The sequence below is a fragment of the Sulfuricurvum sp. genome (genome assembly GCF_028712165.1).
In the GTDB taxonomy this organism is placed as follows: Bacteria; Campylobacterota; Campylobacteria; order Campylobacterales; family Sulfurimonadaceae; genus Sulfuricurvum.
Genome location: NZ_JAQTQR010000050.1, coordinates 1 through 23,204, shown reverse-complemented (window position 1 = coordinate 23,204; position 23,204 = coordinate 1). Strand labels below are relative to the sequence as shown.

Annotated in this window: 20 protein-coding genes and 1 tRNA gene; 9 read left to right on the top strand and 12 right to left on the bottom strand. The window is 38.9% G+C overall.

The annotated features are described in order from the left end of the window. Nucleotides 1-170 precede the first annotated feature (170 nt). Nucleotides 171-3,302: an RNA-directed DNA polymerase gene (locus PHP90_RS09670; RefSeq protein ID WP_299928868.1), complete on the bottom strand. Its 3,132-nt coding sequence runs from the start codon at nucleotides 3,300-3,302 to the stop codon at nucleotides 171-173. A gap of 364 nt (nucleotides 3,303-3,666) precedes the next feature. Beyond that, nucleotides 3,667-4,083 carry a hypothetical protein gene (locus PHP90_RS09665; protein WP_299928865.1) on the bottom strand — a complete coding sequence of 139 codons (417 nt, stop codon included), beginning with the start codon at nucleotides 4,081-4,083 and terminating at the stop codon, nucleotides 3,667-3,669. Between the two features lie 252 nt (nucleotides 4,084-4,335). Here PHP90_RS09665 and PHP90_RS09660 point away from each other — a divergent pair, with 252 nt between their 5' ends. Next, complete coding sequence (locus PHP90_RS09660; RefSeq protein WP_299928862.1) at nucleotides 4,336-4,659, top strand: nucleotidyltransferase domain-containing protein; 324 nt, start codon at nucleotides 4,336-4,338, stop codon at nucleotides 4,657-4,659. Between the two features lie 46 nt (nucleotides 4,660-4,705). Next, a complete protein-coding gene (locus PHP90_RS09655) occupies nucleotides 4,706-5,050 on the top strand; it encodes a HEPN domain-containing protein (RefSeq protein WP_299928859.1) in 345 nt (114 codons plus the stop codon). 23 nt (nucleotides 5,051-5,073) lie between these two features. Here PHP90_RS09655 and PHP90_RS09650 read toward each other — a convergent pair. The 3 genes from PHP90_RS09650 to PHP90_RS09640 all read right to left on the bottom strand — a co-directional run bounded on the left by PHP90_RS09650 (nucleotide 5,074) and on the right by PHP90_RS09640 (nucleotide 7,468). Beyond that, a tRNA-Gly gene (locus tag PHP90_RS09650) sits at nucleotides 5,074-5,150 on the bottom strand. A gap of 36 nt (nucleotides 5,151-5,186) precedes the next feature. Then, complete coding sequence (locus PHP90_RS09645) at nucleotides 5,187-6,929, bottom strand: cache domain-containing protein (RefSeq protein ID WP_299928856.1); 1,743 nt, start codon at nucleotides 6,927-6,929, stop codon at nucleotides 5,187-5,189. Nucleotides 6,930-7,009: 80 nt separating this feature from the next. Continuing rightward, nucleotides 7,010-7,468, bottom strand: coding sequence for a DsrE family protein (locus PHP90_RS09640; RefSeq protein WP_299928853.1), 459 nt, complete (start codon nucleotides 7,466-7,468; stop codon nucleotides 7,010-7,012). Between the two features lie 170 nt (nucleotides 7,469-7,638). Between PHP90_RS09640 and PHP90_RS09635 the strand changes: the two genes are divergently transcribed. Both PHP90_RS09635 and PHP90_RS09630 read left to right on the top strand, forming a co-directional pair. Beyond that, nucleotides 7,639-8,907, top strand: coding sequence for a hypothetical protein (locus PHP90_RS09635; RefSeq protein WP_299928850.1), 1,269 nt, complete (start codon nucleotides 7,639-7,641; stop codon nucleotides 8,905-8,907). Next, a complete protein-coding gene (locus PHP90_RS09630; RefSeq protein WP_299928847.1) occupies nucleotides 8,907-9,479 on the top strand; it encodes an NUDIX hydrolase in 573 nt (190 codons plus the stop codon). The genes PHP90_RS09635 and PHP90_RS09630 overlap by 1 nt, the downstream gene beginning before the upstream one ends. Before the next feature lie 95 nt (nucleotides 9,480-9,574). Here the strand turns inward: PHP90_RS09630 and PHP90_RS09625 are convergent, their stop codons facing one another. Further along, nucleotides 9,575-11,257: a ShlB/FhaC/HecB family hemolysin secretion/activation protein gene (locus tag PHP90_RS09625; protein WP_299928844.1), complete on the bottom strand. Its 1,683-nt coding sequence runs from the start codon at nucleotides 11,255-11,257 to the stop codon at nucleotides 9,575-9,577. Next, complete coding sequence (locus PHP90_RS09620) at nucleotides 11,257-15,393, bottom strand: GLUG motif-containing protein (RefSeq protein ID WP_299928841.1); 4,137 nt, start codon at nucleotides 15,391-15,393, stop codon at nucleotides 11,257-11,259. Before PHP90_RS09620 ends, PHP90_RS09625 begins: the two co-directional genes overlap by 1 nt. 192 nt (nucleotides 15,394-15,585) lie before the next feature. On the opposite strand from PHP90_RS09620, the gene PHP90_RS09615 reads away from it, so the two are divergent. Both PHP90_RS09615 and PHP90_RS09610 read left to right on the top strand, forming a co-directional pair. After that, the gene (locus PHP90_RS09615; RefSeq protein ID WP_299928838.1) at nucleotides 15,586-17,409 is read left to right on the top strand and encodes a 7TM diverse intracellular signaling domain-containing protein; all 1,824 of its coding nucleotides are present in this window, start codon (nucleotides 15,586-15,588) and stop codon (nucleotides 17,407-17,409) included. After that, nucleotides 17,406-18,050 (top strand): response regulator, encoded by a 645-nt coding sequence (locus PHP90_RS09610; RefSeq protein ID WP_299928834.1) that lies wholly within the window; start codon nucleotides 17,406-17,408, stop codon nucleotides 18,048-18,050. The genes PHP90_RS09615 and PHP90_RS09610 overlap by 4 nt, the downstream gene beginning before the upstream one ends. Nucleotides 18,051-18,431: 381 nt before the next feature. On the opposite strand, the gene PHP90_RS09605 is transcribed toward PHP90_RS09610, so the two are convergent. The 4 genes from PHP90_RS09605 to PHP90_RS09590 form a co-directional block, all read right to left on the bottom strand. Then, nucleotides 18,432-19,127, bottom strand: coding sequence for a SapC family protein (locus tag PHP90_RS09605; RefSeq protein WP_299928831.1), 696 nt, complete (start codon nucleotides 19,125-19,127; stop codon nucleotides 18,432-18,434). A 101-nt stretch (nucleotides 19,128-19,228) separates the two neighbouring features. Further along, complete coding sequence (locus PHP90_RS09600) at nucleotides 19,229-19,942, bottom strand: DUF3108 domain-containing protein (protein ID WP_299928828.1); 714 nt, start codon at nucleotides 19,940-19,942, stop codon at nucleotides 19,229-19,231. Nucleotides 19,943-19,996: 54 nt separating this feature from the next. Beyond that, nucleotides 19,997-20,398: a hypothetical protein gene (locus tag PHP90_RS09595; protein ID WP_299928825.1), complete on the bottom strand. Its 402-nt coding sequence runs from the start codon at nucleotides 20,396-20,398 to the stop codon at nucleotides 19,997-19,999. Nucleotides 20,399-20,435: 37 nt separating this feature from the next. Next, nucleotides 20,436-21,260 (bottom strand): aldo/keto reductase, encoded by an 825-nt coding sequence (locus tag PHP90_RS09590; RefSeq protein ID WP_299928822.1) that lies wholly within the window; start codon nucleotides 21,258-21,260, stop codon nucleotides 20,436-20,438. 124 nt (nucleotides 21,261-21,384) lie between these two features. Here PHP90_RS09590 and PHP90_RS09585 point away from each other — a divergent pair, with 124 nt between their 5' ends. From PHP90_RS09585 to PHP90_RS09575, 3 genes are read left to right on the top strand one after another with little or no spacing between them, the layout of a single operon-like run. Continuing rightward, on the top strand, nucleotides 21,385-22,143 hold the full coding sequence (locus PHP90_RS09585) for a DnaJ domain-containing protein (protein ID WP_299928819.1): 759 nt from the start codon (nucleotides 21,385-21,387) through the stop codon (nucleotides 22,141-22,143). Nucleotides 22,144-22,194: 51 nt separating this feature from the next. Further along, complete coding sequence (locus tag PHP90_RS09580) at nucleotides 22,195-22,323, top strand: hypothetical protein (protein WP_299928815.1); 129 nt, start codon at nucleotides 22,195-22,197, stop codon at nucleotides 22,321-22,323. 18 nt (nucleotides 22,324-22,341) lie between these two features. After that, entirely contained in the window at nucleotides 22,342-22,752 is a 411-nt protein-coding gene (locus PHP90_RS09575; protein WP_299928804.1) for a rhodanese-like domain-containing protein, read from the top strand. 3 nt (nucleotides 22,753-22,755) lie between these two features. Here the strand turns inward: PHP90_RS09575 and PHP90_RS09570 are convergent. Beyond that, nucleotides 22,756-23,204: peptidylprolyl isomerase (locus PHP90_RS09570; protein ID WP_299928802.1), on the bottom strand; the 449-nt coding region annotated here is incomplete at its 5' end.

Sequence of the window (23,204 nt, the reverse complement as noted above, 5' to 3'; positions counted from 1 at the left end):
CGAACAACAGTGCTGATGGAGAGGGATTTAGCTTTAATGCATTAGAAGTAATCGATGATAAAACGACTCACGTATCACCGCTGTTTAAAGCGCTGTTTGTCATGCCGATTGATGTGTTACGAAAGACGATGGTATAAATACTCTATTATGATTTCTGAGAGATGAGAGAGTTAATTCTCCTCTCCATCTTCCCCACATTCGAAGCTTCCTTGCTCCCATTTCATTCTACTCGGTAGCATAATGTAACCAGCTGGAACTGGTTTAAATGGAGTGGTTGGAGATATTTTATATGACTGAAATTCACGTAATTTTTTCACATCAATTTCGCCAACAACCAAGTAATCATGGTTTCCACCAAATACTCTCACTATATCTTTTTCATAATCTTCTTTATAAGGTGCACGTATTCGGCTATCACCATATTTTCTATTGTTTACCTGAGAAATATAACAATGAATATCTAATGCAGAGGCTTCAACGAGAGAATTAAATGATTTTATATCTTGATTCCATTCTATAATAAACAAATTATCAATTTTCCCTCTAAATGATGAACGATGAGAAACATCTGTCAATTCATTACATATCAATCCTGCAAAATAAAAATCACCATGTTTATATATATATTTTTCTTGAAATTTACGATCTGCTTTCAATACAGCCCCTGAAATATTTCTAACTTCAATAGATTCACGGTGTGCACCTTCAACTTTATCTTGTCTAAACATACGTGCGCTTTTATATCCAAATTCATCTGTTATTAAAAACATCATTAATGAATTAGATACAACCTTATTACCTTTAATGGTATTATGTAAATATTCCACACCGGTAATGAGCGATATTCCATTCACTATCAGTTTTCTAGAAATCAACCAAGCCCATTCTCTTGGAATGGCTAGTTCAGGTAAAACCAAATAATGTGGTTTTTTCTTAACAGCTTCATTCACTATCTGTTCCAATTTACAGTAACGACTTAAGCTTCTATCGTGTTTGTTTTTTACAGCGTCATACCATTCTTTGTCATCAACTTGGTAATTTGTGATTCCAACTTTTTTTGAAGTAGTTTGTTTCAAGAGACTATATGGCACTTCTACGATTTCATTATCAAAGTTTTCTTTTTTTTCATCATCTTTCGAATGTGTACCTCTTAAAGCATCAATAAAGTCATAAAAATTCTCCAAATATTCCTTTGTATTTTCAAAGGGATAAACAATCGAAACATCTAGAGGAGAAAGCATTCTTGTAGGAAATACAAGAGGGAATAAATCTAGTGTTAATCTAGATTTGGATTCTGCAACCTTTTCTATAAAATTATCTAATACTGGATTAGATGAAGATAATTCTTGTATGAATAGTTTTCGATTTTTTGATAATTTTTCAAATAATGATTTCTTTTTACCAATTAACATTGCCCTCGTTGATATAGATGCATATCCATCAAAAGAAAGGTCACAAAAAAATAAATCTTGATTAATTTCTTCCATAATTGTTATTAGAGACTGCTCTTCATTTATATTAATATCATCAGCATTAATGAAATCACTTTCTAACTCTTCATCTTCATCACTATCAATGTTTACTTTTTTATTTGCGAGATAGTCCATTATCGAATCATATAAACAAGCACTATCAGAGAATAATTCATCAATAATTTTTTTTGCATATTTTTTTGACATTTTATTGTCAAGAGAAAATGACTCAATAAAAATTTCTTGGAACATTGTTTGATGAAAATCTCCAAACTTTGACCATATCATTTTAGATTTTAATGATGATTCACGTTTACGCTTACTTTCGTTATTAAGTAGATCAAATGTTTTTTGTATATCATTTAAAAAACAAAGCGCTTCTTCCCCATCACCGCTGTGAATCATAAGTCTAAAAATACGATGAACGAATAAATAATTATCAAAGAAGTTCTTTGGAATAAAAATATGATTGCTCAGTAGCTTATAAATCTCTATACGTTTTTCTTTCCATTCAGACGGAGATATATATTCATTAAGCGCATGTGCATGACTTAATAAAAGAGATAATCCCAAGCGCTTCATTGTAATTGCATCGATTTTTCTCAAAGCATCATTGAATTCTTTACCATCAGAATAGAATCCAATAATTTTTTTCAGTAGTGTTGAATGATCGGAAGCGATATCAGGCATAAACCTCCATTCACTTGATACGGAATGAATCTCAGCCTCCATAGCCTCTAAAAGACTTAAATCTGCATTTTTATCTAGAAAAAATATTTTTTGCTTACTTTTTTTAAATCTTAACTCTTGTGTACGATTTCTAAACAGTAGTCCATCGCCATCATCAACTAAGGATGGTATTTTTTTACTTGCAAGCCAATCTATAACATCCTTTCCAGATGTAACTTTTCCAGGATCTGATAATACAAGTAAAATATCATCAACATAACGACCATAGTATGCTGGCGCAAGATATTGTTCAACTTCATCGTCAAAGTTTTTCATAACTGCATTTGCCAAAATTGGTGATGCTGACAATCCAACAGGTAAACCAGTATCCATTTTCACATTTTCATTCCATTTAGCCAGCAATGCAATAAAATCTTCATGAAATATTTTTAGTGTTTCATCTTCTGAAAAAATGCTATCAAGATTGAATTCTTTATAAAATTCAGGAGTCGTAAAATCATTAAGCTTGATGCTATGAAAAAAGCTTGATATATCCATAGTTATTGTGATAACTGAGGTCGTCTTATGCAGTTCTTTTATTGTATCAAAGCTTTTATTTCGCCAGTTTTGGTAAAGATATTGATATGGTTGAAAAATTCTTGGTGATTCAATATTATATGCTTTAATCTCTCCATCAAACTCGCATGAAGATGGATTTATTGGTTGAATTCTTGTCAATCTAGAACCATAAATATTTTTACCAAATGCTGCATCTATACAGTGACCGATTTTATTGACCCATAATGCCGAAATAATATGCATATCAATTCCGCAGTTAATAACTTTTCTGAATTGTAATTTTTTAATTTTTGTAGCTTGCTTGTTATGCTCAAGAGAAGTTGAAAAAAAATGGATATCTTTATTTTTTTCTTCAGATACTTCTAGTGATTTAGGTACTTCCCAATAATCATCACATTTAATCCTTTTAAGCCCATTTCTTTGAAGACTTTTAAATATAAATTTGATATTTGCATCCAAATCACTTTCAAATACCAACATATTGACTGATGCAATACTTGCTTTGTCATTAAAAAGTTCACACTTGGTTTTTTTGTATGCAATATACAAATCACTTTCTTCTAAAAATTCATACTTCTTCATAATCCACTCTTCAAATCATAAATACAAGACTGTTTCATTCTCTAAAACCTATACATTGATTTTTTGTTTTTTTAGATTATAGCTGAAAAGAGAGAGGCGCGAAATCGAAATTGTATCTTGGATTCCGTATCAAGCCCTAAAGGATTTCCTACGGTCATACGGGGTGACGACGGGGAATGTTCCATTACCCTTCGACTGGCTCAGGGCGAACGGTAAGTCATCCATGCAATTTTTGTAACGTTTTATTACTCTTATGCTATAATTTTACCGATACCAAAAGGAAGACGCGGTGAATCTCTCGGCCGTACCGCCTTTAATTAGGAACGGGTCTTAGAAGGGGATGAGAGTCCTTCGCCTTTTGGCTTCACAAACTCCCAAAAATCAAAACAGCTTTTTTCTTTTCCACTTTTTTCTTCAACCGTTTCAAATCCAAATCGCTTGTTTTTCTAAATGACGTCAAAAAAACCGTCTCTCCTGATGCCGTTGCTTTCAGAGCAAAATAGTATTTATCCTCTTCGATATGGACAACACCAACCGTTTTTTCGCCGTCTTGAATAACAACATGATGATTCATTACGATGTATGAAAGCTTCTTATAATCAACAATATCTAAATCTTCATGATGAGCTATATTTTTTTTTAAACTGACTTCACTGATCACGACATAAGAGACTTTAGCATTAATAGAATCGATAATTATCTGATTAATCATACCGACGATAAAGTGACCGTCATCATCTTTTGGCAATGTATGAAAAAAATGTATGATTTCTGTATTCATCGATTCACAATTCTATTACTCAATAATCACCCACTCTCTTCAAATCATAAATACAAGACCGTTTCATTATTAAAACATAAACATTGATTTTTTATTTTTTTAAATTATAGCTGAAAAGAGAGAGGGAGGGGAATGTTCATGGTTCGACGTGCTCACCACGAACGAACCACCCTTACACTTTATTACTAAGTTTTTGTGACCTTTATCCATTTTTATGTATAATCGTTTCAATTACATAACAGGAGGGGTCGAATGGTAGATATCGAAGTAATCAAACACGAAATCGTTGAGCGACTCAAAACCCTCGATCCTGATAAAATCATCCTGTTTGGTTCCTATGCTTACGGTAATCCGAGAGAAGATAGCGATATCGATCTGTTTTTGGTAAAAGATACAGAAGATAGAAATTTCGAAGCTGTCGCAATGAAAAAAATTACAGACTTGATTTATAAATATAAAATAGGATTTGACCTGCTCTCTGCCCCTGCAAATTTTATCAACGAGAGAGAAGATTATTTTTATAAAGTTGATATTCTCCAAAAGGGAAAAGTTCTCTATGAACGAAACGTCAGCTAAAGAGTGGCTCACCAAAGCGTAGCATCATCTGAGTTCCCCTCAGGTTTTGTACAAAGTCGAACATTATACGGATGTTATCGCAATTGATCTGCATTACGCAGTTGAGATTATGTTAAAGTCATTTTTGGCGTATGAAAACAAGCAAATCCTCAAAACCCATAATCTTATAGAATTGCACAGTCACATCATCGATTTTATCGACTTTGATGAAAATGAAAAAGATATGCTTAGATTAATAACGACGTACCATATTAAAGAGTCATACCCGACTTTACACAGACGTCTTCCGCCAAGAGAAGAAATTTATACTGTATTGAATTTTACCAATGAACTTTTCAATAAAGTCTGTATGCTTTTAAATATTTCGAGTGATGAAATTAAAAATTTATAGGGATTGTTTAAAAAGAAAGAGAGTGGAGCGGGAAACGAGACTCGAACTCGCGACATTCAGCTTGGAAGGCTGACGCTCTAGCCAACTGAGCTATTCCCGCATCACTGGGAGAATTATAAAGAAATATCCCTTAAAATTACCCTATTTCGATTCGATTTCTCCCCAATTCTTTGGCTTGGTACAAAGCGATATCAGAGCGTTTTACAAAAGACTCCATACTTTCATCCGCTCTATACTGTACAACTCCGATACTAACCGTCATAGTTCCGACTGTATCAAATGAGTGTTCAGCGATAAAATGGCGTATTCTCTGAGCGATTTCAACCGCTTCCCTAATCTCTGTATGAGGCAGCAAAACCATAAACTCTTCACCGCCGATTCTCCCTAAAGTATCGCTTTTGCGTAAACACTCTCCGACTTTTGCTACAACCTCGACCAAAACGCTGTCTCCGACATCATGGCCATAGGTGTCATTAACCGTTTTGAAATAATCCAGATCAAACATGATCATGGAAAATTGAGTTTCATAACGCTTGCTTTTCTCTTGTTCAGTCTCTAATAATTTAAAAAAGGCATAACGGTTATGTATCCCTGTCAACGTATCGGTCATGGCGATTTTTTCCATCTTATCGTGTGCCACTTTTAACTCTTCCGTCCGTTCTGCTATCTTATCTTCCAAGGATGCATTGAGTTCCGAGAGTTCTCTATTATGCTGTTCAATACTGTCGTGGAGCATTTCAAAATGACGTTTAAGACGCATCGAAACAAAAAATGAAACAACGATTGAGAGGATCGAGAAAAGAATCGATAGAGAAATGACCCGATCCGTTTCACTTTTATTGAGTGCGATCAATTCCTTTCTTTTCGCTTCTACCGCTCGATCTATATCTTCGACATGAAATCCCGTCCCGATCACCCAGTCGGTATTCGGGATCGTTTTGACAAAGGTCAATTTGGTCTCTATGGTTCCGGTCGCAGGATTTTTCCAACGGTAACGGGTAAACTCGGATGAGTTGGTATCTGCTTTTCTCAAAAAACTTTTGAATAACTCACGCTGATCACCGCGAGCAACCTTATAAAGATTTTTCCCTTCGTATTCCGGATTAAACGGATGAAGGATATCGTTTCCTTTTTTATCGACAATAAAAAAATAATGGGTTGCATTTTGATTGATATTACGTAAAATATCGATAGATGAGTGTTCGATTTCTCGGGCAGTTGTATCCAAATATTCCGTTGAACCCATATACCAGTTAAAATGGCCCAGGTCTTTGACATACGCCATCTGTTTAAACTGCTTTTTCGGATCATAGCCCGGCCGGGTAAACGTATCCCATAGATACCCTTCCCCTTTGGTATTCACCGTATTAATCTCTTCTCGTATTACATATCGGCCTGCAACGTCTTTAAAATCGAGGATGCTTTTGCCTTCCAAATGACGCAAATAAGAGGGAGCGAGGGCAAATTTTCCCTCTTTATCGAGGATAAAAATAAAGCTTTCGCCATTGTTCCATACCATCGGCCGCAGCGCCTCGATAATCATCCGCTTGATTTCATTCTCGCTTTTGCTGTCCTTGTTTTGCTCATAAATATTTTGGGCAACGGCATAAGCGGTATCAACTCGGCTTTTTACTTTTGACTGGAGTCGTGATTCAATGGTTGAACGTTGATAGACGATCAGTTCTATCGCCATATTGATTTTGGAGACAATACTTTTTTCTTGTTCGGAGATTAGCCGTTCATGCACGTTTTGGAGGCTTTGATCTAAAATTTCGTAATTATGACGAATACTAATCGTAGAGATAGTGATCACAATAGCAGGAATTATGAACAAAGGAGCAAAGGTAATAAATCGGATGAGACCTTTTTCTTTGATCATTTATACACTTTTCTCCATAATATAGGGGAATTATATCGAACATTAACAAGAAAATAATGGATAATTATTTTTTTTGTTACTTAATGTGCAGGAACATAGGCATAGCCGGCATTCTGCCATTTGACCAATCCGACCATCGCCGATTTGATCGGAGTGACGAAAGGGTATAAATCTTCGCTCAAAATCCCTTTTTTATGCATTCCCGACATACAGATATCCAGATGAATGTGGTATTTTTTTTCGATCTCTTCAAGACGTTTGTGGATAGCCTCTTGATGATCGACAAGCTGTTTATCCATACCGTACTGGGTATTGTCGAGATTTTGTACAAAGAACTTATAGGCTTCGCCGTGTATGACGACAGCCACTTCGACCGTGTCTCCCTGAGCCGTAAAATAATCGATGGTTCCGGGAACTCCGACGAGCAGCTGATTGCTAAACGATTCCAGATCGCCGGTTTTTAAATCAATCATAAACTTTTTTGTATCTGCAAATGCGAATGTGACCGTAAATACTAAGAGTAAAAGAGCTAAACGCATGATTAATGTCCTCTAGAGAGAATAAGTTAAAGGTATCATGCCAAAAGTGTGTAAAAAATATGTAAATATTATCCACCGGAAAAACAGAAAAATCAACATAATTCTTTAAATAAAACAATGCCATAATACCGTTATTTTTCTCTATCAAAATTAGTATATTGGTTGTTGGCATGGGGATAGAGTTGGTTTCAGACAATAAGACAAATGGCGATGAATCCGCCCAACTTTTTTTCTCTACCGAAAGTGCCATTGTTGATTATTTCAATACGATCAATCACGCCCTTGAATCATTCACCCAATATGAGAATGCGTCACACAGTATCGATTTTATAAAATTGCGCCGTTTCCTCCTTACAACCTATAACAATCTGGTCGACTTGGATCTGGATCTCAAAAATACACAAGTCACGGACATTTTGAAAGATCTGATGTCGTTAAGCGAAATTTATGACGCATTCAAGCAAAAGTCCAAACAGACCAAAAAAGCATTTTATGACCTTTTTCTCAGCCGTAACGATGAATTTGTACAAGCGCAAAAGAGAGTTGAGTCCAATAAACTCTCAATAGACAATCATAATTCCAACATAGCCATTGCGGAGGCTGCAATCGCCAAACTGGAATATCATATCAAGAAAACACCTGAGGCATCTGAATACTATCGCATTATTCAGCAAAGGATGAAAAAGGCAAAAGGGATTGTCGTCGACGAGATTCATTCTAAAAGGTCCTACGAAGAGGAAAATCTTAAACTTATCCAGTTTATTGAAATGATCATCACTGAAAATGAAGAGAGTTTTGCCAAGAAATACACGGTTCAAGCGGCAATTTTTGATCAAAAAATTACCGATTTATTGAATAAAACAGCCTATGTCTTTGATATTTCATTATGGAAATATGCACGGGACTCAAAACCGATTAAAGCGTATTTTCAACAATCGTACATCAAAGGGGAGCTTTCAAGCCTGACGTACCTCAAATACTACCTCCAATCGCTTAACAATAAAACTTTTTCCGCAGAACAGCAGGAGTTGGCTGCACTTGTCCCCTATCTTGAAAACTTGCACCGCCGAAGAGTTCTCTACTATACCGCTGAGATCGAAAATGCCATGAGGTTCAAATCGGTTGTCTCTTCGATTGACAAATACATCGATCTCGAAACAACAATGCATTATGAAAAAATGGTAGAATCACTCATGAAAGAAATACCTCATTTTATTTTTATCGATCAACAGATATCGGGGTTGAGTGCTTTGATCAAAATGTTGGAAAAGCGTGGAATACTCCAAAAGACAAACGTGATATTGGTCGTTGAAAATGCAACCGAAAGTTTTCTGGAACAGGTCAAAAAAATCCATATCCGTTATCTTCTTCCAACCAATGTCTCCCCGCATCTTTTTACCCAGACTCTCACCCATATCCTCAATGAAGATCCAATATAATGAAAACACAGCGAATATCCTTCGGACAAACAAATCCTGACAAGAAAAATGCCGTATTTCTGGCAATCTATGTCGATGCGATTTCCCCATGGAGATATTTTAAAGATGACATGCAGCATCTCAAATGCCCTGCTCTGATCATGATCGACCGATGGGACGGACGGATGGGATTTCCGGGGGGAACGGTGGATGAGGGAGAGAGCCTGCTCGAAGCTCTGGTGAGGGAAATCAAAGAAGAGATCGGCATTACGGTCAAACCCGATAAAGTTCATCCGATCGCCAGCCATGAAAATAAAATCGTAACCCATCTTTACGGGCTAAAAGTCCTAGAAGCGGAATTTTTGCACATTTATTATCATATCCTAAACAACTTTTCCCGCTCTATCCTCTTGCACGCGTACGAAGAGGGTGATACGTCACACTTTATGTCCGAGATTACCGGAATCAAAATCGTCCCACTGATCCACCATGAGAACAAAGGGATCAATCGATTCCTCGGAAACAGTTTTGCCGGCTCATCCGACAGAGAGTTAATGATTATTTTGGAAGAACTTTTTCAGATCAAATTGTAGGGTTCTTGTATCTTATGGTTTTTGTTTAACCTAAGATAAATTATCATATTAAAATTATCTATTGGAAGCCCTTTTCATTTTAATCACTCAGGTCATTAAAAAATCCATCCTAATTGAACCAACCCTCGTGTTGTGTATCTTGGTTCACTTGTAACGTATGATCCACCTACGCTTCTAGCGAGTTCTGCTTTTGCGAAGAAGGATTGGTAAGAGCCAAAATATCCAAGGCCTATATCTTGAAGGGTTCTACTTTTAAAGGTTGTATCGGATGAAGTGTTTTCCAGAGAAGCTGTTCCTGCGTCATAAAAAACACCTAGCTTATTGGTTAGACTTTTATAGACGCCAAGCTCTTTAAATAGTCCAAGGTTAAGTATCACACCGTTCTCTGCACTGAGTTCACTGTCTGGAAAGAGTTTGACTCCATTGATCCCCCCTATACTCATATCTTCGCTTCCATCTAGGTTTTTATGCCCAAGTGCTTTTTGAACTTGTACTTTTGTTTGCAGTGAAAACTCTTTTGGCAGGAGTGTTGTTACGCTTATGAATCCACCGATTTTTGAAAAATTCCCTGCTGTTTGTACTCCTAGAGTATCGATATTTTTTGAGGTATCATCAATAAATTTCAAATTACCCACTGTGAACGTTGCACCGGAAGATATTTGTGCGCTGTATCCGAAGATATGGGTGTTTTTGAGATCTGAAAAAGAAAGGTTTATGGTATTTTCATGCTTATTGCTGATCATCTGATCTTGTTGATAATCCTTCAAATGTTTAAAAGAGGCGGTAGAAGAGACTTTCATCGTATGTTCTCGTGTTCTTATGATTGGATAGGACAAAGTAGCCTCAAGGGAATCCATATTACCGGTAGGTGCTAATGATGCATATTCCTGAGAGAGTACGTAGGTAGTCTTTACGTATCCTATTTGTGCGGTTAAGCCATTTGGCAATAATGGAACAGCATAGTATATGGAACCGTTTTTAAGATTACTTCCGGAGCTTACAATTCCGTTGAAGCTTAGTTTATCTCCAATTCCTGCTAATGCGTTAAGATTCAATCCCACCATAACTCTGTTATATCCGGTATATCGGCTTCCGTAATTATCGCCTAGGACATATCCGTCATAACGTTTGGATGGATCGACGGTAACATCAAAGTCACTTGTCCCTACCTCTTTTCCCGGTTTTATATCTGCTTGGGTCACTTCGATACCGGGGGTATCGTTAATGATAAGTAAAGATCTCTCTAGGGTGTTTGTGCGGATAGCGTCATCTTTTTTTGCCTCATCCAGTATTGCCTGTACTCTGCTGTCTTGGACGTTAGATCTATTTTTTAGATAGAACTCACCGTAATGACCTTCAATAACGGCGATCTCAAGTACCTCGTTATGCATATCCTGAACCGGTATATAGGCACGTGCTACTAGGTATCCCTCTTGACGATACTCTTTGGTAATAATCTCAGCTGCTTCTTGCAATTGATTGAAGGTAAGGTTTTTATCTTTATACGATGAGATCAGATTCAAGAGTTTTTGTTCGTCGATATGGGTAGCTCCCGTTATTTTAAAATGAGCTACATGGAGTGTTTTTCCACTTTTGTCATCTAACATTGCAGGAGCGTATTTATGTACACCTCCTATTTCAACCAAAGGAATCGTACTTTGTGGAAGATCCTGTGGCGGCTGTACCTCTCTTAGGATATTACTGCTATTTGGTATAGTGACGGGTGCTGAAAAGAGAAGCGATATACTTATCAGGGATAATGTGATTATCTTTTGCATTAGTTATTTCCGCCTTTATCGACTGTATTAGTGTTTCCTACTAAAAGGAGATCTTGAGTTAAGCCAACAGGTAGATTTACTCCTCCGCTGATAATATTTATTACATCATTTGTACCAAATTCAACAATCTGTTGTGGTGCTGAATCTGATACAAAAGCATTGCTTAATACTGCATACGATGGTAGTGAACCTGCGGAGGTATTGTTTGTAATAGGCGTAATATATTGTTGGATATCTGATTTGATGCTAAACACACCAGGTATAAACGACAAGGCATAATTCGAATCTGATATCAATGTCCCCTGTGAAATAACATAGTTTCCAACTAACTTTCCTGCTGCTCTTGTAAGTAGGCCGCTAAGAGTATCGTGAGGTAATAACCCTGTCTGCGTATAGCTCAATAACGGGTCTTGGGCTCCATATATTTTTGATAATGAATCAGCGGTTATTGTAATTGCTTTTGGAATGATATCGGCTAAGTCGGTTGCTACAATGTTGGAGATTGTGTAGTTCCCTGCATCGGTGCCTGTTTTAGTAAGTGAAGCTACAGTAACGGTTTTACCGACTGCCGCATTTTTATCGGCAAAGTTTGCGGTTCCGCCAAGCGTTACGGTATCTCCTGAGATGACATCTGCTGAAGAGAGTGTTGCGGTTGCGGCTGTTGTCGCATCGTATGTTTTATCATCTGCGGTTGCGGTTACTGTAATAGATTTTGGAGTGATCGTGGCGGTACTGGTTGTATCTGCTAAAGAGTAATTGCTCGCTAATCCTGTACCATTTGCTAAGATATAAGCATCCGTAACGGTTTTACCGATTGCCGCATTTTTATCTGAGAAGGTTCCTATAACACTGGCACTGAGTGTTTCACTACCTATGAGTCCACTGAGTGTTCCTACGGTTGTACTGGAAGTCATATCACCGTTATAAACTTTATCGGCAGTTGTTGTACCTGTCATGGTGAGTGCTTTTGGAATGATATCGGCTAAGTCGGTTGCTACAATGTTGGAGATTGTGTAGTTCCCTGCATCGGTGCCTGTTTTAGTAAGTGAAGCTACAGTAACGGTTTTACCGACTGCCGCATTTTTATCGGCAAAGTTTGCTGTTCCACCAAGAGTTACTGTATCTCCTGAGATGACATCGGCTGAAGAGAGCGTTGCGGTTGCAGCTGTTGTTGCATCGTATGTTTTATCATCTGCCGTTGCGGTTACGATAAGTGATTTTGGAGTGATACTCAAAGTGCCACTTGCATAACTGATCAGATAGCCTTGTTGTGAGGAGTATAAACCTTCAGTTGTGATGAAAGATGTTCCGACATTTCTCGTATCACCAGTATTAGTGTACGATAAACTTCCAAGTAATAATAAACTATCCGGTGTCGCGATGGAATACGTTACCCCATTGCCACCCGAATAGGTCGTTGTATCATACGTTTTTGCTACATCGTTTGCAGTAACCGTAAGAGCCGTCATAAAAGAGCGCAAAAGAGGACGTGTATATCCTTCGTAGATGACCCATGTATTTGCAAAATCAAATCCTGTATAGGTGGCTTGCGTAAAGGTATTGATGGTTCCTGTTGAGCTGTTAATGCCTACAAGATTGGTGGTGGTTCCTCCATAATTACCCCCAATGGCGCTTGATTGACCACTGGTATCTTTATCCCAGTAGGCGTTTGTGATGGTACCGGTGTAGTTGTACCCTACAAAACCGCCGACATAATTACTTCCGGTGACACTTCCCGTTGCGTATGAATTTGTGATTGTGCCACTGTTCTTTCCTACAAAACCACCTAAATAACCACTGATATAACCACTGGATCCAGCACCAAGAGGAAAAAGAACATAAGGATCTCCGATAGCACTTAAAGTGACATTCCCGGTTGAATATGAGTCTGTAACTGAACCTTCGTTAGCTCCTATAAAACCTCCAAAGTAGGCACTTCCTGTGACATTTCCAGTTGCATATGAGTTTGTAATAATACCAAAATAGTTCTCTCCTACAAGACCGCCAATACAATTCCTTCCGATGACATCTCCTGTTGCATAGGAGTTTATAATGGTGCCGACGTTGATTCCTGCAAGTCCTCCGACATCTGCGCCATCAAAACCCTCACCTGATTGTCCCGTTGCAGCAAGATATCCGGTGACATCTCCCGTTGCGTAGGAGTTTGTAATGGTACCGGTGTTATTTCCTACAAGACCACCGATATCACCATTTATATAGGTTCCTACTCTGTCACTTACAGCCGCTACGCTAACACTTCCTGTTGCATAGGAGTTTGTGATCGTGGCGGTGCCGAGGTTGTATCCTACAAGACCGCCGATCCAAGCATTCCCAATGACACTTCCTGTTGCATAGGAGTCTGTGATTGAGCCACCAAAATTGACTCCAACAAGACCAGCGATAGAAGAAGAGTTGTTCCTGCTACTGTCAGGGATCCCCGTTACACTTGCTGTTGAGTGTGAGTCTGTGATTGAGCTGTAGTAGTTTCTTCCCACAAGACCTCCTACTCCTGCATTTCCAAAGATACTTCCTGTTGTGTATGCATTGATAACGGTAGCCTCATTTTCTCCCACAAGTCCCCCTACTTCAAGATTTCCCGTTATAGTTTCATTGACAAGCCCAATGTTTTGAATGAGAGCATTATCTTTTATCGCTCCAAACAAACCAACATACCATTGTTCAGGAAGATAGATCGTGAGACCAGAGATCGTATGTCCGAGTCCATCCAATGTTCCTGTAAAATAATTGGTATAATAGTCTCCAATGGGCACAAATCCTGCACCGCTATTCCAAGAAGAAGTACCCGAAGCGTCGATGTTGCTTCCAAGCGTATAGGTTCCACCTAGCGCGGTGTTCATCCATTGGAGTTGGTATGCATTATTGATGACTACTTTTCCACTGGTACCAAATGCCACGGCATCGGTTATATTGGCTGCTTGGAAGTAAACGCCTCCGTTGGTTGTATTTGTATTTTCTATTACGGCATTGACATTGATTTGATTGCCAGCGCTAAGCGTCAGTTTGGTTGGAGCGCTCCACGTAAGTGCTTGATTGACGTATATATTATTGTCCGCGCTCAGTGTTACATTTGTGCCATTATTGAGTGTCGTATCAATGATTCCTGCGGAGATGCTTGAACCTGCGAGATTGGTTCCGCCTGTTGATTCTATGGTGATATCGGTCGGATCGAGTAACCACTCTTTTGCTTTTATGCGTGTATCTGTACTGACTGATAAGTATTCTCCGCTGGTCTCAATACTTCCTCCCAGTGCATTTAAGCTGCCGCTGACGTTTGTTGTTCCACCATGTGCGAACATCTCTATATGTCCGTCTACATCATCGAGTGAGTTTGCTTCGAGTACCCCGGTATTGTTGACGACCCCTTTAAGAAGTTCACCCATTGCATTGGTTGTTAGGTATATCTGACCACCCTCTGCGAGAATAGCACCTTTGTTTTCAACAAGCGCATTCAATACCCCTTTGGTTACTTTTAGGTTTAGCATGGAATTGCCGTTTAGGTTGATCGTTGCTTCGTTCGCACCTATCAGTTCTACGGTTCCTCTTAGGGCGGTGATGGTTCCTTGGTTAGAGATACTATTGGCTAAAAGTGCTGTGTATCCTCCATCTGAGATACTGATGGTTCCCATGTTGATAACGGATGCGGTACTGTCACCTTTAAAGGTATAGCTATCGGCATTGAAATCGGTATCGGATAGCGTTTTCGTGGTAGCTAGAAGTCCTGCGGTGTTGATACTTGCATTTGAGTTAAATAAGACACCGTTGCTATTGAGTATCCAAACCTGACCGTTTGCGTTCAAGGTTCCGTCTATAATCGACTTCTCATTTCCTACAACTCGGTTCAGGGCTATTGCATTGGCATTGGGTTGGATGAAGTTAACAGTTTCGTTTTTAGCTATGGAGAAGTCTTGCCAGTTGATGGTCGTCTTTTGCGAGGTTTGGTTTATGTTGATGACACTTCCGATCTGAGTGATGGTTGTGGTTCCGCTGGTGACACTCCCGCCACTCGGTGATGCACTTAGTATAGTACTTCCTATAACTACTACAGCAACGACAAGCGAAATCTTCCCGCCCTTTAAGATTCTAAATGCATTACGATAATTATAAGTCGGCTTCACTGTATTCTCCGATATGGATTTCAGCTTACAGTCTACCGTCCGAATATCATCCGAATATCATCGAAACAATACAAATCCATTCGTTATCGCTATAATGACCTAATTTTTTAAGCTATTGACATAACCGAATGGATTTCTAATCAAAAATATTTTCCTTTTTTTTTACGCTATTTTTGTTTCATTAGATAACAAATGAAACAGACTGTATTTATTTTGCTGATCCTTTTATTTGGAAAAACTGTCTTTGCACAGATTCCGGTTCGAGATGTAAGTCATATCAATGCGCCGACGAAACTGAACGGTGAGTGGGGATTTGCGGAGGGGAAAGCGCTTCTTCCAAGTCAAACAAATACACTTACCCATACACTTTATCTCCCGCAGTATTTAGAAGGGAGAAAAAACGGTGCTGTCGGTGTAGCGACTTTTGTCCTTGATCTCAAAACAACTCCGAATAAACCGCTTAGTATCGATTTTAATCCTCTCGTAAATGCATGGAAACTCTTTGCTGATGATCGTTTAGTGTGTGAATCAGGAATCATTGAACCCGAAAATAATATTTATGTGGCCTCTCCAAGCCATAAAATTGCAAGCTTTATCCCAAAAAGCACCAAAACACGCCTCACGCTTTGGGTTGCCAATTCGCAACATCGCCATTTTGGGATCAGTATATCCCCGCAAATCGCACCCACAGGAATCCTCGAAGAATCTCATGCCAAGCGAGCCAATTTTGACTGGGCTATACTGGGCGTCTTAATAGGGACAGGGCTTTATCATCTTGGACTTTTTTTCGCATGGAGACGAGATAAAGCACCATTATGGTTTGGACTTTTTATTATTACTTTTGCAGCACGCATAGCAACAACTAGTGAAAAAATAGCAAGCTCAATTTTTCAGTCGATGAGCTGGGATATATTAACACGTGCAGAATATATCAGCGGGTACCTAACACTTCCTCTTTTTATACTTTATATCGGGTCGTTGTATCCGAAACAAAGTATCAAAAACATTGAACGTATCAATCTTGGAATCGGAATTGTTTTTGTTATCCTGGCATTGTTCACATCAACTCTATTTTTCACATCCACTTTGCCGATCACTGAGATAATTATTGTTCAGAGTCTCATCTTTGTATCCTGGATATTGTACCGCGCATTCATAGCTAAAGAGCCAAATTCAACCTTTGCTCTTATCACTTTTATCATTTTTAGCGGAACAGTTTTGCACGATTTATTGATGTTTTCAAATATTATAGATGATACTCACGATTGGGCTGAATTTGGATTAATTTTTTATCTATTTGCCCAAGCAGTAATTTTATTACAACGGTATGCCAATACCTTTCATACACTCAAAAAGCATGAAGAGACTCTCGAAAGTATTATAGTAGAACGCACAAGTGAACTCAAAGATTTACTTTCACAACGTGAACTCTTGATGCGAGAGCTGAGTCATCGTGTTAAGAATAATCTCCAATTTATTATTGGACTTTTGTGGACAAAACGTTCGAAAGCCAATGATGAAACACAGGAGATACTGTTAACTCTTCAATCTCAGATTCAAGCCATTGCAAAAGTACATGAAACACTCTGTGAGCAGCCCAATATTACAATCTTAGACGGCGGAAAGTATCTTGAAACCATCATGAATGCTTTGAGAGAGTTATACTCCGATATCAATTTTGTATTCTCTTGTGAAACTAATGGTTATATATCTATGGATGATACAATTTCGTTGGGACTTGTTGTTAGTGAGATGGTCTCAAACTCGGTTAAACACGCTTATAAAGCTCAAAAAGGGACCGTTAGCCTAACATTTAAGGTAGAAAATAACTGGGCTAAAATGACATACAGTGATGGGAAAACGACCTTCGAAAACAACGATTTTATTATGTCTTCTCAGAATACAAAAAGGATAGGGTGGTCGATGATTACTGAACTTTTACGTCAACTAAAAGCGCAAACTTCATCAGAAGAATATATCTTTACAATACACTTCCCTGTGGAGAAAATACTGTGAAAAAATTACTGATTATCGAAGACAACTGGATGATGGCACATATGATCGAAGACGTTGCCATGATTCTTAAAATAGAAGTTGTCGGTATTGCTGATAGCTGGGATGAAACTGAAAAACTGCTCACTCTAAATAAACCGAATTTTGCCATCGTCGATATTAATATTAACGGAGCAATCGATGGAATAAAAATCGCCAGACGGCTAAAAGAAATGGGAATAGTATTTTTATTTTTAACGGCGTACAAAGATATGGATACTATAAAAGAGGCGGCAGAACTCTCACCATTTTCCTACCTCATTAAACCAATCACTCCAGAAAACCTTATGGCAACGTTTCTTTTGATAATTAAAAAACTCGAGGAAGCACCTGAATTTCCCTTTATTTGTGAATATATCGTTGACAATGATGATATTCTTTATAAAAATATGGCACTTAATCTTTCCAAAAATGAACGAAGAGTTTTAGGACTTTTAATTAAAAATATCAGCCATACTGTAGAGTATAAACATTTTTTTTCTTATGAAGAGGAAAATAATGAGAGATCATTACGCAATATTGTAGTAAAACTCCGTAAAAAATGCCCTGGTCTCATTATTAAAAATATTAAAGATGTAGGGTATATCGCTTCTCTCACCAAATGATCTGTATTTCTTCTATCTGTAAACTCCACCTTATTTTTTTATCCTAACTCTGGATTCTCCCTTTTAATGATACTTTGATGATACTGAGTGATTACAATTATGAATAAACATATTAGAAGGAAATATCTATGATTGGCATTGTGAGTATTTTGTTAATAGCGATAATAAGTTTGATGAGTATAGCAAACGATTACAATGCAGAAGGGTATTAGTCTGTTCAAATTCAATAAAAATAAAGATGGTATTTAACTCTTACATAGAAGAATTCCTCACATTCCCTATTTTAATAAACTTGGACTTTGGCTAATTTTTATTTCATATTAAACACATAATAAAATTCGCCATTTTTAGAGCTTATATCAACAACATAAGCTCTAATCATTATTTGATCCCCATACGCTGTACATTAGAAAGTGAGATCAGATGGGCAGTGATCAGTGGAAAAGCATTTTGATCACAGATGTCTTGTTTTTTCTTTTTACTGAGATGGTTAAGTTTTTCTTCGTTTACAATGTAAAAACCGTTAATTTGGTAGCTCGTTTGATCCGGAGTAATGATTTTAGCTGTTTTTTCTTCCAGCAATTCCCATTGATCCAATTGTTTGATGAACTTCGCTGTTGACGCCGCATCTGCTTGAAACTGGTTCATAAAGTTTAATACATTAGTGAGAAACTCGCTTGGTTTTCCCTCTGCCTCAAAAAGCTTTCTATTTTCATTCTCTTTATCGTCACTTTTAGCATCACTCTCTATACCCAGTGAGAGTTGATTGTTATCTTGAGTAACGAAGATAAAAGGATATCGGCGAATCGATGCAGGAACATATCGCCCTGCTTCCCACATACCCTCTTTAGTGACAAATACATTTTCTTTTTCTTTGTATCCCAGCATCACGGATGCTGTCCAATTACCTTCGGCATCTTTTACAAAGATAATCGAGTAATCTTTGCAGCATTCATAGAACTCTGCAACCGTAACAGGTGCGGTTATCATCTCTCTTGCGTATGCGAAACTGGTATATTCTTTAACTGCCGTATCTTTATGAGTGAGGGTGTTAATAAGTTCGATGTTTTTATACATGTATTGTATTTCCTTATATGGGTAAAAAAGCGCTTTTCAATTTTATCACTCGATACTTTAAAAGCTCCAACCTGCCGTATTCATTTGCTACACACAAGGATTTAGCGAACTCGTACCCCTACGATATCGCCGAAGAGCAATACATCTTCGAGTACCGCTTTGTTGCACAGACCGTCACGGCTGAGATTGATCAGCAGTTCTCCATTCGCACTGCTGAAGATCCGGTCGTTCAGAACGACTTTCATGAAATCACCATCGTCCGTCTCCATCTCTTTTTTCATCTCTTTCAACGCTTTTTGATTTGGGAAAACCACATCGATACGTCCGTCTTTTCCGCTGCCTCCGATGGCATGCAAGACTTGATCCTGGCGTGATTGTGTATACAGCCCGATATTAAAGAACAGAGTCAAGATATCTTCGGGAGCATAAAAATCGTAGACCTCTTTGTTACGCTCTTTTCCCTCTATCGTCTCTTTCCAAACGACTTTATTCGTATGATCGAACGTATAGATTTTGGTCACTTTTTTGGAATTGCTTTGACGGACTTTGCTGTAGGTATCGGGTATGAGCTTGCCGTTTTTAACCGTCCCGCGGCTGTCGTAGATCTCGATACGGTTGCCCGAGAGGACTTTTGCGATTCCGGTTGTTTTAGCATCGATATGGATCATGTAGGTCTGATCGTCTTTAATCTCCATCCGTGCATTGGCAATCCCCATCGTCTGAAAAATCCCGAAAGAGACTTCATAGGTGGCCGTAAGCACTTTGGCGCCCGCTATTTGCGACAGTACAAAAAGCAATAAAACTATTTTTTTCATCGTGTCATCCTTTTATTAAGCAAGCGTACTGTGTAATCGTGAAGAATTTGCAGATTACATATTGAGCAACAACGATCCTGCCCCTTTAGACACGATACCGATAGGCACTTTAATCCCCTCTTGCATGTGATCGGCGAAAATACGGTTGAGCCAGGTACGATTGGTTTGTACATTTTGGAGAATCAAATACTCCTCTTTGTCGATCGTGAGGGTCATGTATGATCCGATCACGACAGAGAGCTTTTGGGTCTCTCCCTCGGGTAACAGATTGAAACTGAGCGTTTTTTTCGACGTATCGACCGTGACGTTTTCAACCTTGCCGTATCCGCGGGTTTTAAAATAAAGCGATACCGCCGAAGTCAGTATTTTGGACCGGATAGAATCCATGGTGGATAGCTCCGCCGAATTGGCGGTGCTAAAGAGTAAGAAACCTATCAAAACTAAACGTTGAACCATAAAATCATCCTCATTTTTTTAGGACGGAATTATAGCTCTATGCCTCTAAAAGAGAACTAATATCCATGATTTCATTTGCCTCAAGTTCAAACGTAAAAATCGCTAAATCTTCATCGATATGCTGTTTCGATGTCGAGCCGATCAGAGGCACGATCCCCTTGTGACACAGATAGCGATAAAAAATCTGAGCTTCGGTTTTGTCGTATTTTCGTCCTAATGCAAACACCGTTTTGCTTCCCAGAATATGAGGGTTGGCGGTCAAAGACCAGAAACTCTGATAGGTGATGTTCATACTTTCACACCAAGCACGCAGTTCAATGTCGTATCCGCTCTCAGCATAAAAACGGTTTTGCACTACCGCAGGCTTGATTTGGGTATTGGCATAGAGCCGTTTGAGCAGTTCGAGATCATAGCAGTTGCTGATCCCCAGTCGGAGTGCTCCGCCGCTGTGATAAATACCTTCCATTGCTTCCCATACTTTTTGGAGATGTGCATACGGAAACAGCGGAGAGTGCAGAACAAGCGAATCTACATACTCTGTCCGCAAATTTCGCTTTGATGCTTCAAAAGACTGTGCGACCTGCATCTCCAGCGGAGCATTCGGATCGTACGGAATACGTGCGGGATCCTGACCGCTCAGAGGAGTAAACTTCGTCTGCAAAAACAGCTCTTCGCGTAATATTCCGTGAGCCGCCAACCGCTCCAGAGCTTCACCGACTCCCGCTTCGTTGTAATGTTTAGGCTGACATGCCGTATCGATCCCGCGAAATCCGCTCATGATCGCCATTTCGACCAGATCCGCCGTATGCTCTTTTTTCCATGCCGTTCCGTACATCAGCGGAGGCATATTCGTGTTTTGCATTCCTTTTTCCTTGTGTATAACTCACCGGTGTCATTATAGCCAACTGTATACATTCGCCGTTCCAGCTTACGATTCATTAGCGTTTTATGGATACACTACGTTTTACTTTATCTCAGGACACCGTATGACTCAAATCTTTCTCCTCATCTTTGTCATCACCATCTTTTACTGGGTGTACAAAGGTTATTCGCGCAATCAGGTCGTTTATTCGAAAAAGCAGTTTCAGAATTTCGTCATAACCAAAGAGCATCTTGCAAACAGTGAATTGGGTCTTTTTGTTGCTCTCGTCGCCAAAGTCGCCAAAGCCGACGGACGGGTCGATGAGCTCGAAGCGGAACTCGTCAGCAATATGTTCAATGACATCAGCACCCTCTTTCCCAATCCTGAAGCAGCTAAAAATATCCTCAAACAGATTTTCGATATTGAGAAACAGGTACCGGATAATTTGGTACTTGTAACGCAAGCGCTGTATAACACTTTGCAAAATGATCCGCACAAACGCCAAAAAATGATGGAATTTCTCGTCAACCTTTCCTATATTGACGGGGTTTTAAGCAATACGGAAGAGGCAATGCTCCATACCATCGCCATCCATTTGCATTTGAGTGCGGATATGCTCTCGGCAATGCTTCAACAGTTCGGCTCCTACCATCGCCACAGTGTCAAAGAGAGTTCCATATCTCAAGCATATACTCTGCTGGGGCTGAGTTCGGATGCGACAGACGATGCGGTCAAAAAAGCCTATCGCAAACTTGTACGTGAATATCATCCCGATATCATCAAAGCTCAAGGGGCATCGGATGAGTATCTCAAAGAATCAACCGAAAAAGTTCAAGAGATCAATGCCGCGTATGAGATGATTAAAAAGTCACGTGGCATTTAAGAACGTCCAATAGAATGCTATAATACTCACAGATTAATTAGGGAGAGTGGCATGGATAATTTTACCCTTTTGTTCGGTCTCCTTTGTCTGATGTTTATCGTTGTAAAAATCGTTTATCACCGATCAAAAGAAGATAAAGACCCCGATGAATGCGATGATCAATCGTTTCCTCACTTATAAAAAAATATGGAATTCATTATGACCAAAAAAGAGATCTTCAACATCGTTTACTGGGTAGGATTCATCGCAATCGCTCTGTATTTCGCCTATTCAAAAGGGTGGATATTCAGCAACTTCGAATCCATCTCCCCCAAAGAAGCCAATGCGCTTTTACAAAAGGATAAAAACGTCTTTCTTTTGGATGTACGGACACCGGAAGAATACGCACAGGATCATATCGACGGAGCAACGCTTATTCCCGTTCAAATATTGGGCGACAATCTCTCAAAATTGCAAAACGTAAAAGATAAAAAAATTATTGTCTATTGCCACAGCGGAAACCGAAGCGTCGTCGCTTCCCGTATTCTGGCCAAAAACGGTTTTATCCCCCTCAATGTCAAAGGGGGAATTACCGAATGGAAAGCCCAAGGTCTGAGTGTTGTTCGTTAGACGTTATTTTGAATAGATAATCTTCGCTTTTTCATGCAATAAAGCCATTTTTTTATCCATTATGGCTTTAAATTTATCCATTTTCAAACGCTGCTCAATAAACCCTTTTACATACTCAAACCCAAATTTCTTAGCCGCTTTTTTGTCTTCGATATAGATGATGTGGTAGCCGAATTGACTTTGCACCGGAACGGATGAGATTGAGCCTTTTCTCATTGAAAACGCGGCATCGTTAAACGACGGTACCATTTGTCCGCGAGGGAAGTATCCGAGATCTCCCCCTCTTGCAGCGCTCGGTCCGGTTGATTTCGATTTGGCCTGAGCGATAAACTCATTTCTCAATCGATCTCCGCTGAGCCCTTTCATACTTTTGATTATTGCGTTGGCTTCCGCTTCTGTTTTTACCAAGATATGGCGTGCGTGGATTTTTTCTTTATCGACAAACTCATCCG

Excerpts from the sequence above, each read along its gene's own strand:
- PHP90_RS09670 (WP_299928868.1), bottom strand. The coding sequence starts at position 3,302 with ATGAAGAAGTATGAATTTTTAGAAGAAAGTGATTTGTATATTGCATAC.
- PHP90_RS09635 (WP_299928850.1), top strand. The coding sequence starts at position 7,639 with ATGGGGATAGAGTTGGTTTCAGACAATAAGACAAATGGCGATGAATCC.
- PHP90_RS09630 (WP_299928847.1), top strand. The coding sequence starts at position 8,907 with ATGAAAACACAGCGAATATCCTTCGGACAAACAAATCCTGACAAGAAA.
- PHP90_RS09625 (WP_299928844.1), bottom strand. The coding sequence starts at position 11,257 with ATGCAAAAGATAATCACATTATCCCTGATAAGTATATCGCTTCTCTTT.
- PHP90_RS09595 (WP_299928825.1), bottom strand. The coding sequence starts at position 20,398 with ATGGTTCAACGTTTAGTTTTGATAGGTTTCTTACTCTTTAGCACCGCC.
- PHP90_RS09600 (WP_299928828.1), bottom strand. The coding sequence starts at position 19,942 with ATGAAAAAAATAGTTTTATTGCTTTTTGTACTGTCGCAAATAGCGGGC.
- PHP90_RS09580 (WP_299928815.1), top strand. The coding sequence starts at position 22,195 with ATGGATAATTTTACCCTTTTGTTCGGTCTCCTTTGTCTGATGTTTATC.
- PHP90_RS09660 (WP_299928862.1), top strand. The coding sequence starts at position 4,336 with ATGGTAGATATCGAAGTAATCAAACACGAAATCGTTGAGCGACTCAAA.
- PHP90_RS09585 (WP_299928819.1), top strand. The coding sequence starts at position 21,385 with ATGACTCAAATCTTTCTCCTCATCTTTGTCATCACCATCTTTTACTGG.
- PHP90_RS09665 (WP_299928865.1), bottom strand. The coding sequence starts at position 4,083 with ATGAATACAGAAATCATACATTTTTTTCATACATTGCCAAAAGATGAT.
- PHP90_RS09605 (WP_299928831.1), bottom strand. The coding sequence starts at position 19,127 with ATGTATAAAAACATCGAACTTATTAACACCCTCACTCATAAAGATACG.
- PHP90_RS09640 (WP_299928853.1), bottom strand. The coding sequence starts at position 7,468 with ATGCGTTTAGCTCTTTTACTCTTAGTATTTACGGTCACATTCGCATTT.
- PHP90_RS09575 (WP_299928804.1), top strand. The coding sequence starts at position 22,342 with ATGACCAAAAAAGAGATCTTCAACATCGTTTACTGGGTAGGATTCATC.
- PHP90_RS09645 (WP_299928856.1), bottom strand. The coding sequence starts at position 6,929 with ATGATCAAAGAAAAAGGTCTCATCCGATTTATTACCTTTGCTCCTTTG.
- PHP90_RS09590 (WP_299928822.1), bottom strand. The coding sequence starts at position 21,260 with ATGCAAAACACGAATATGCCTCCGCTGATGTACGGAACGGCATGGAAA.
- PHP90_RS09615 (WP_299928838.1), top strand. The coding sequence starts at position 15,586 with ATGAAACAGACTGTATTTATTTTGCTGATCCTTTTATTTGGAAAAACT.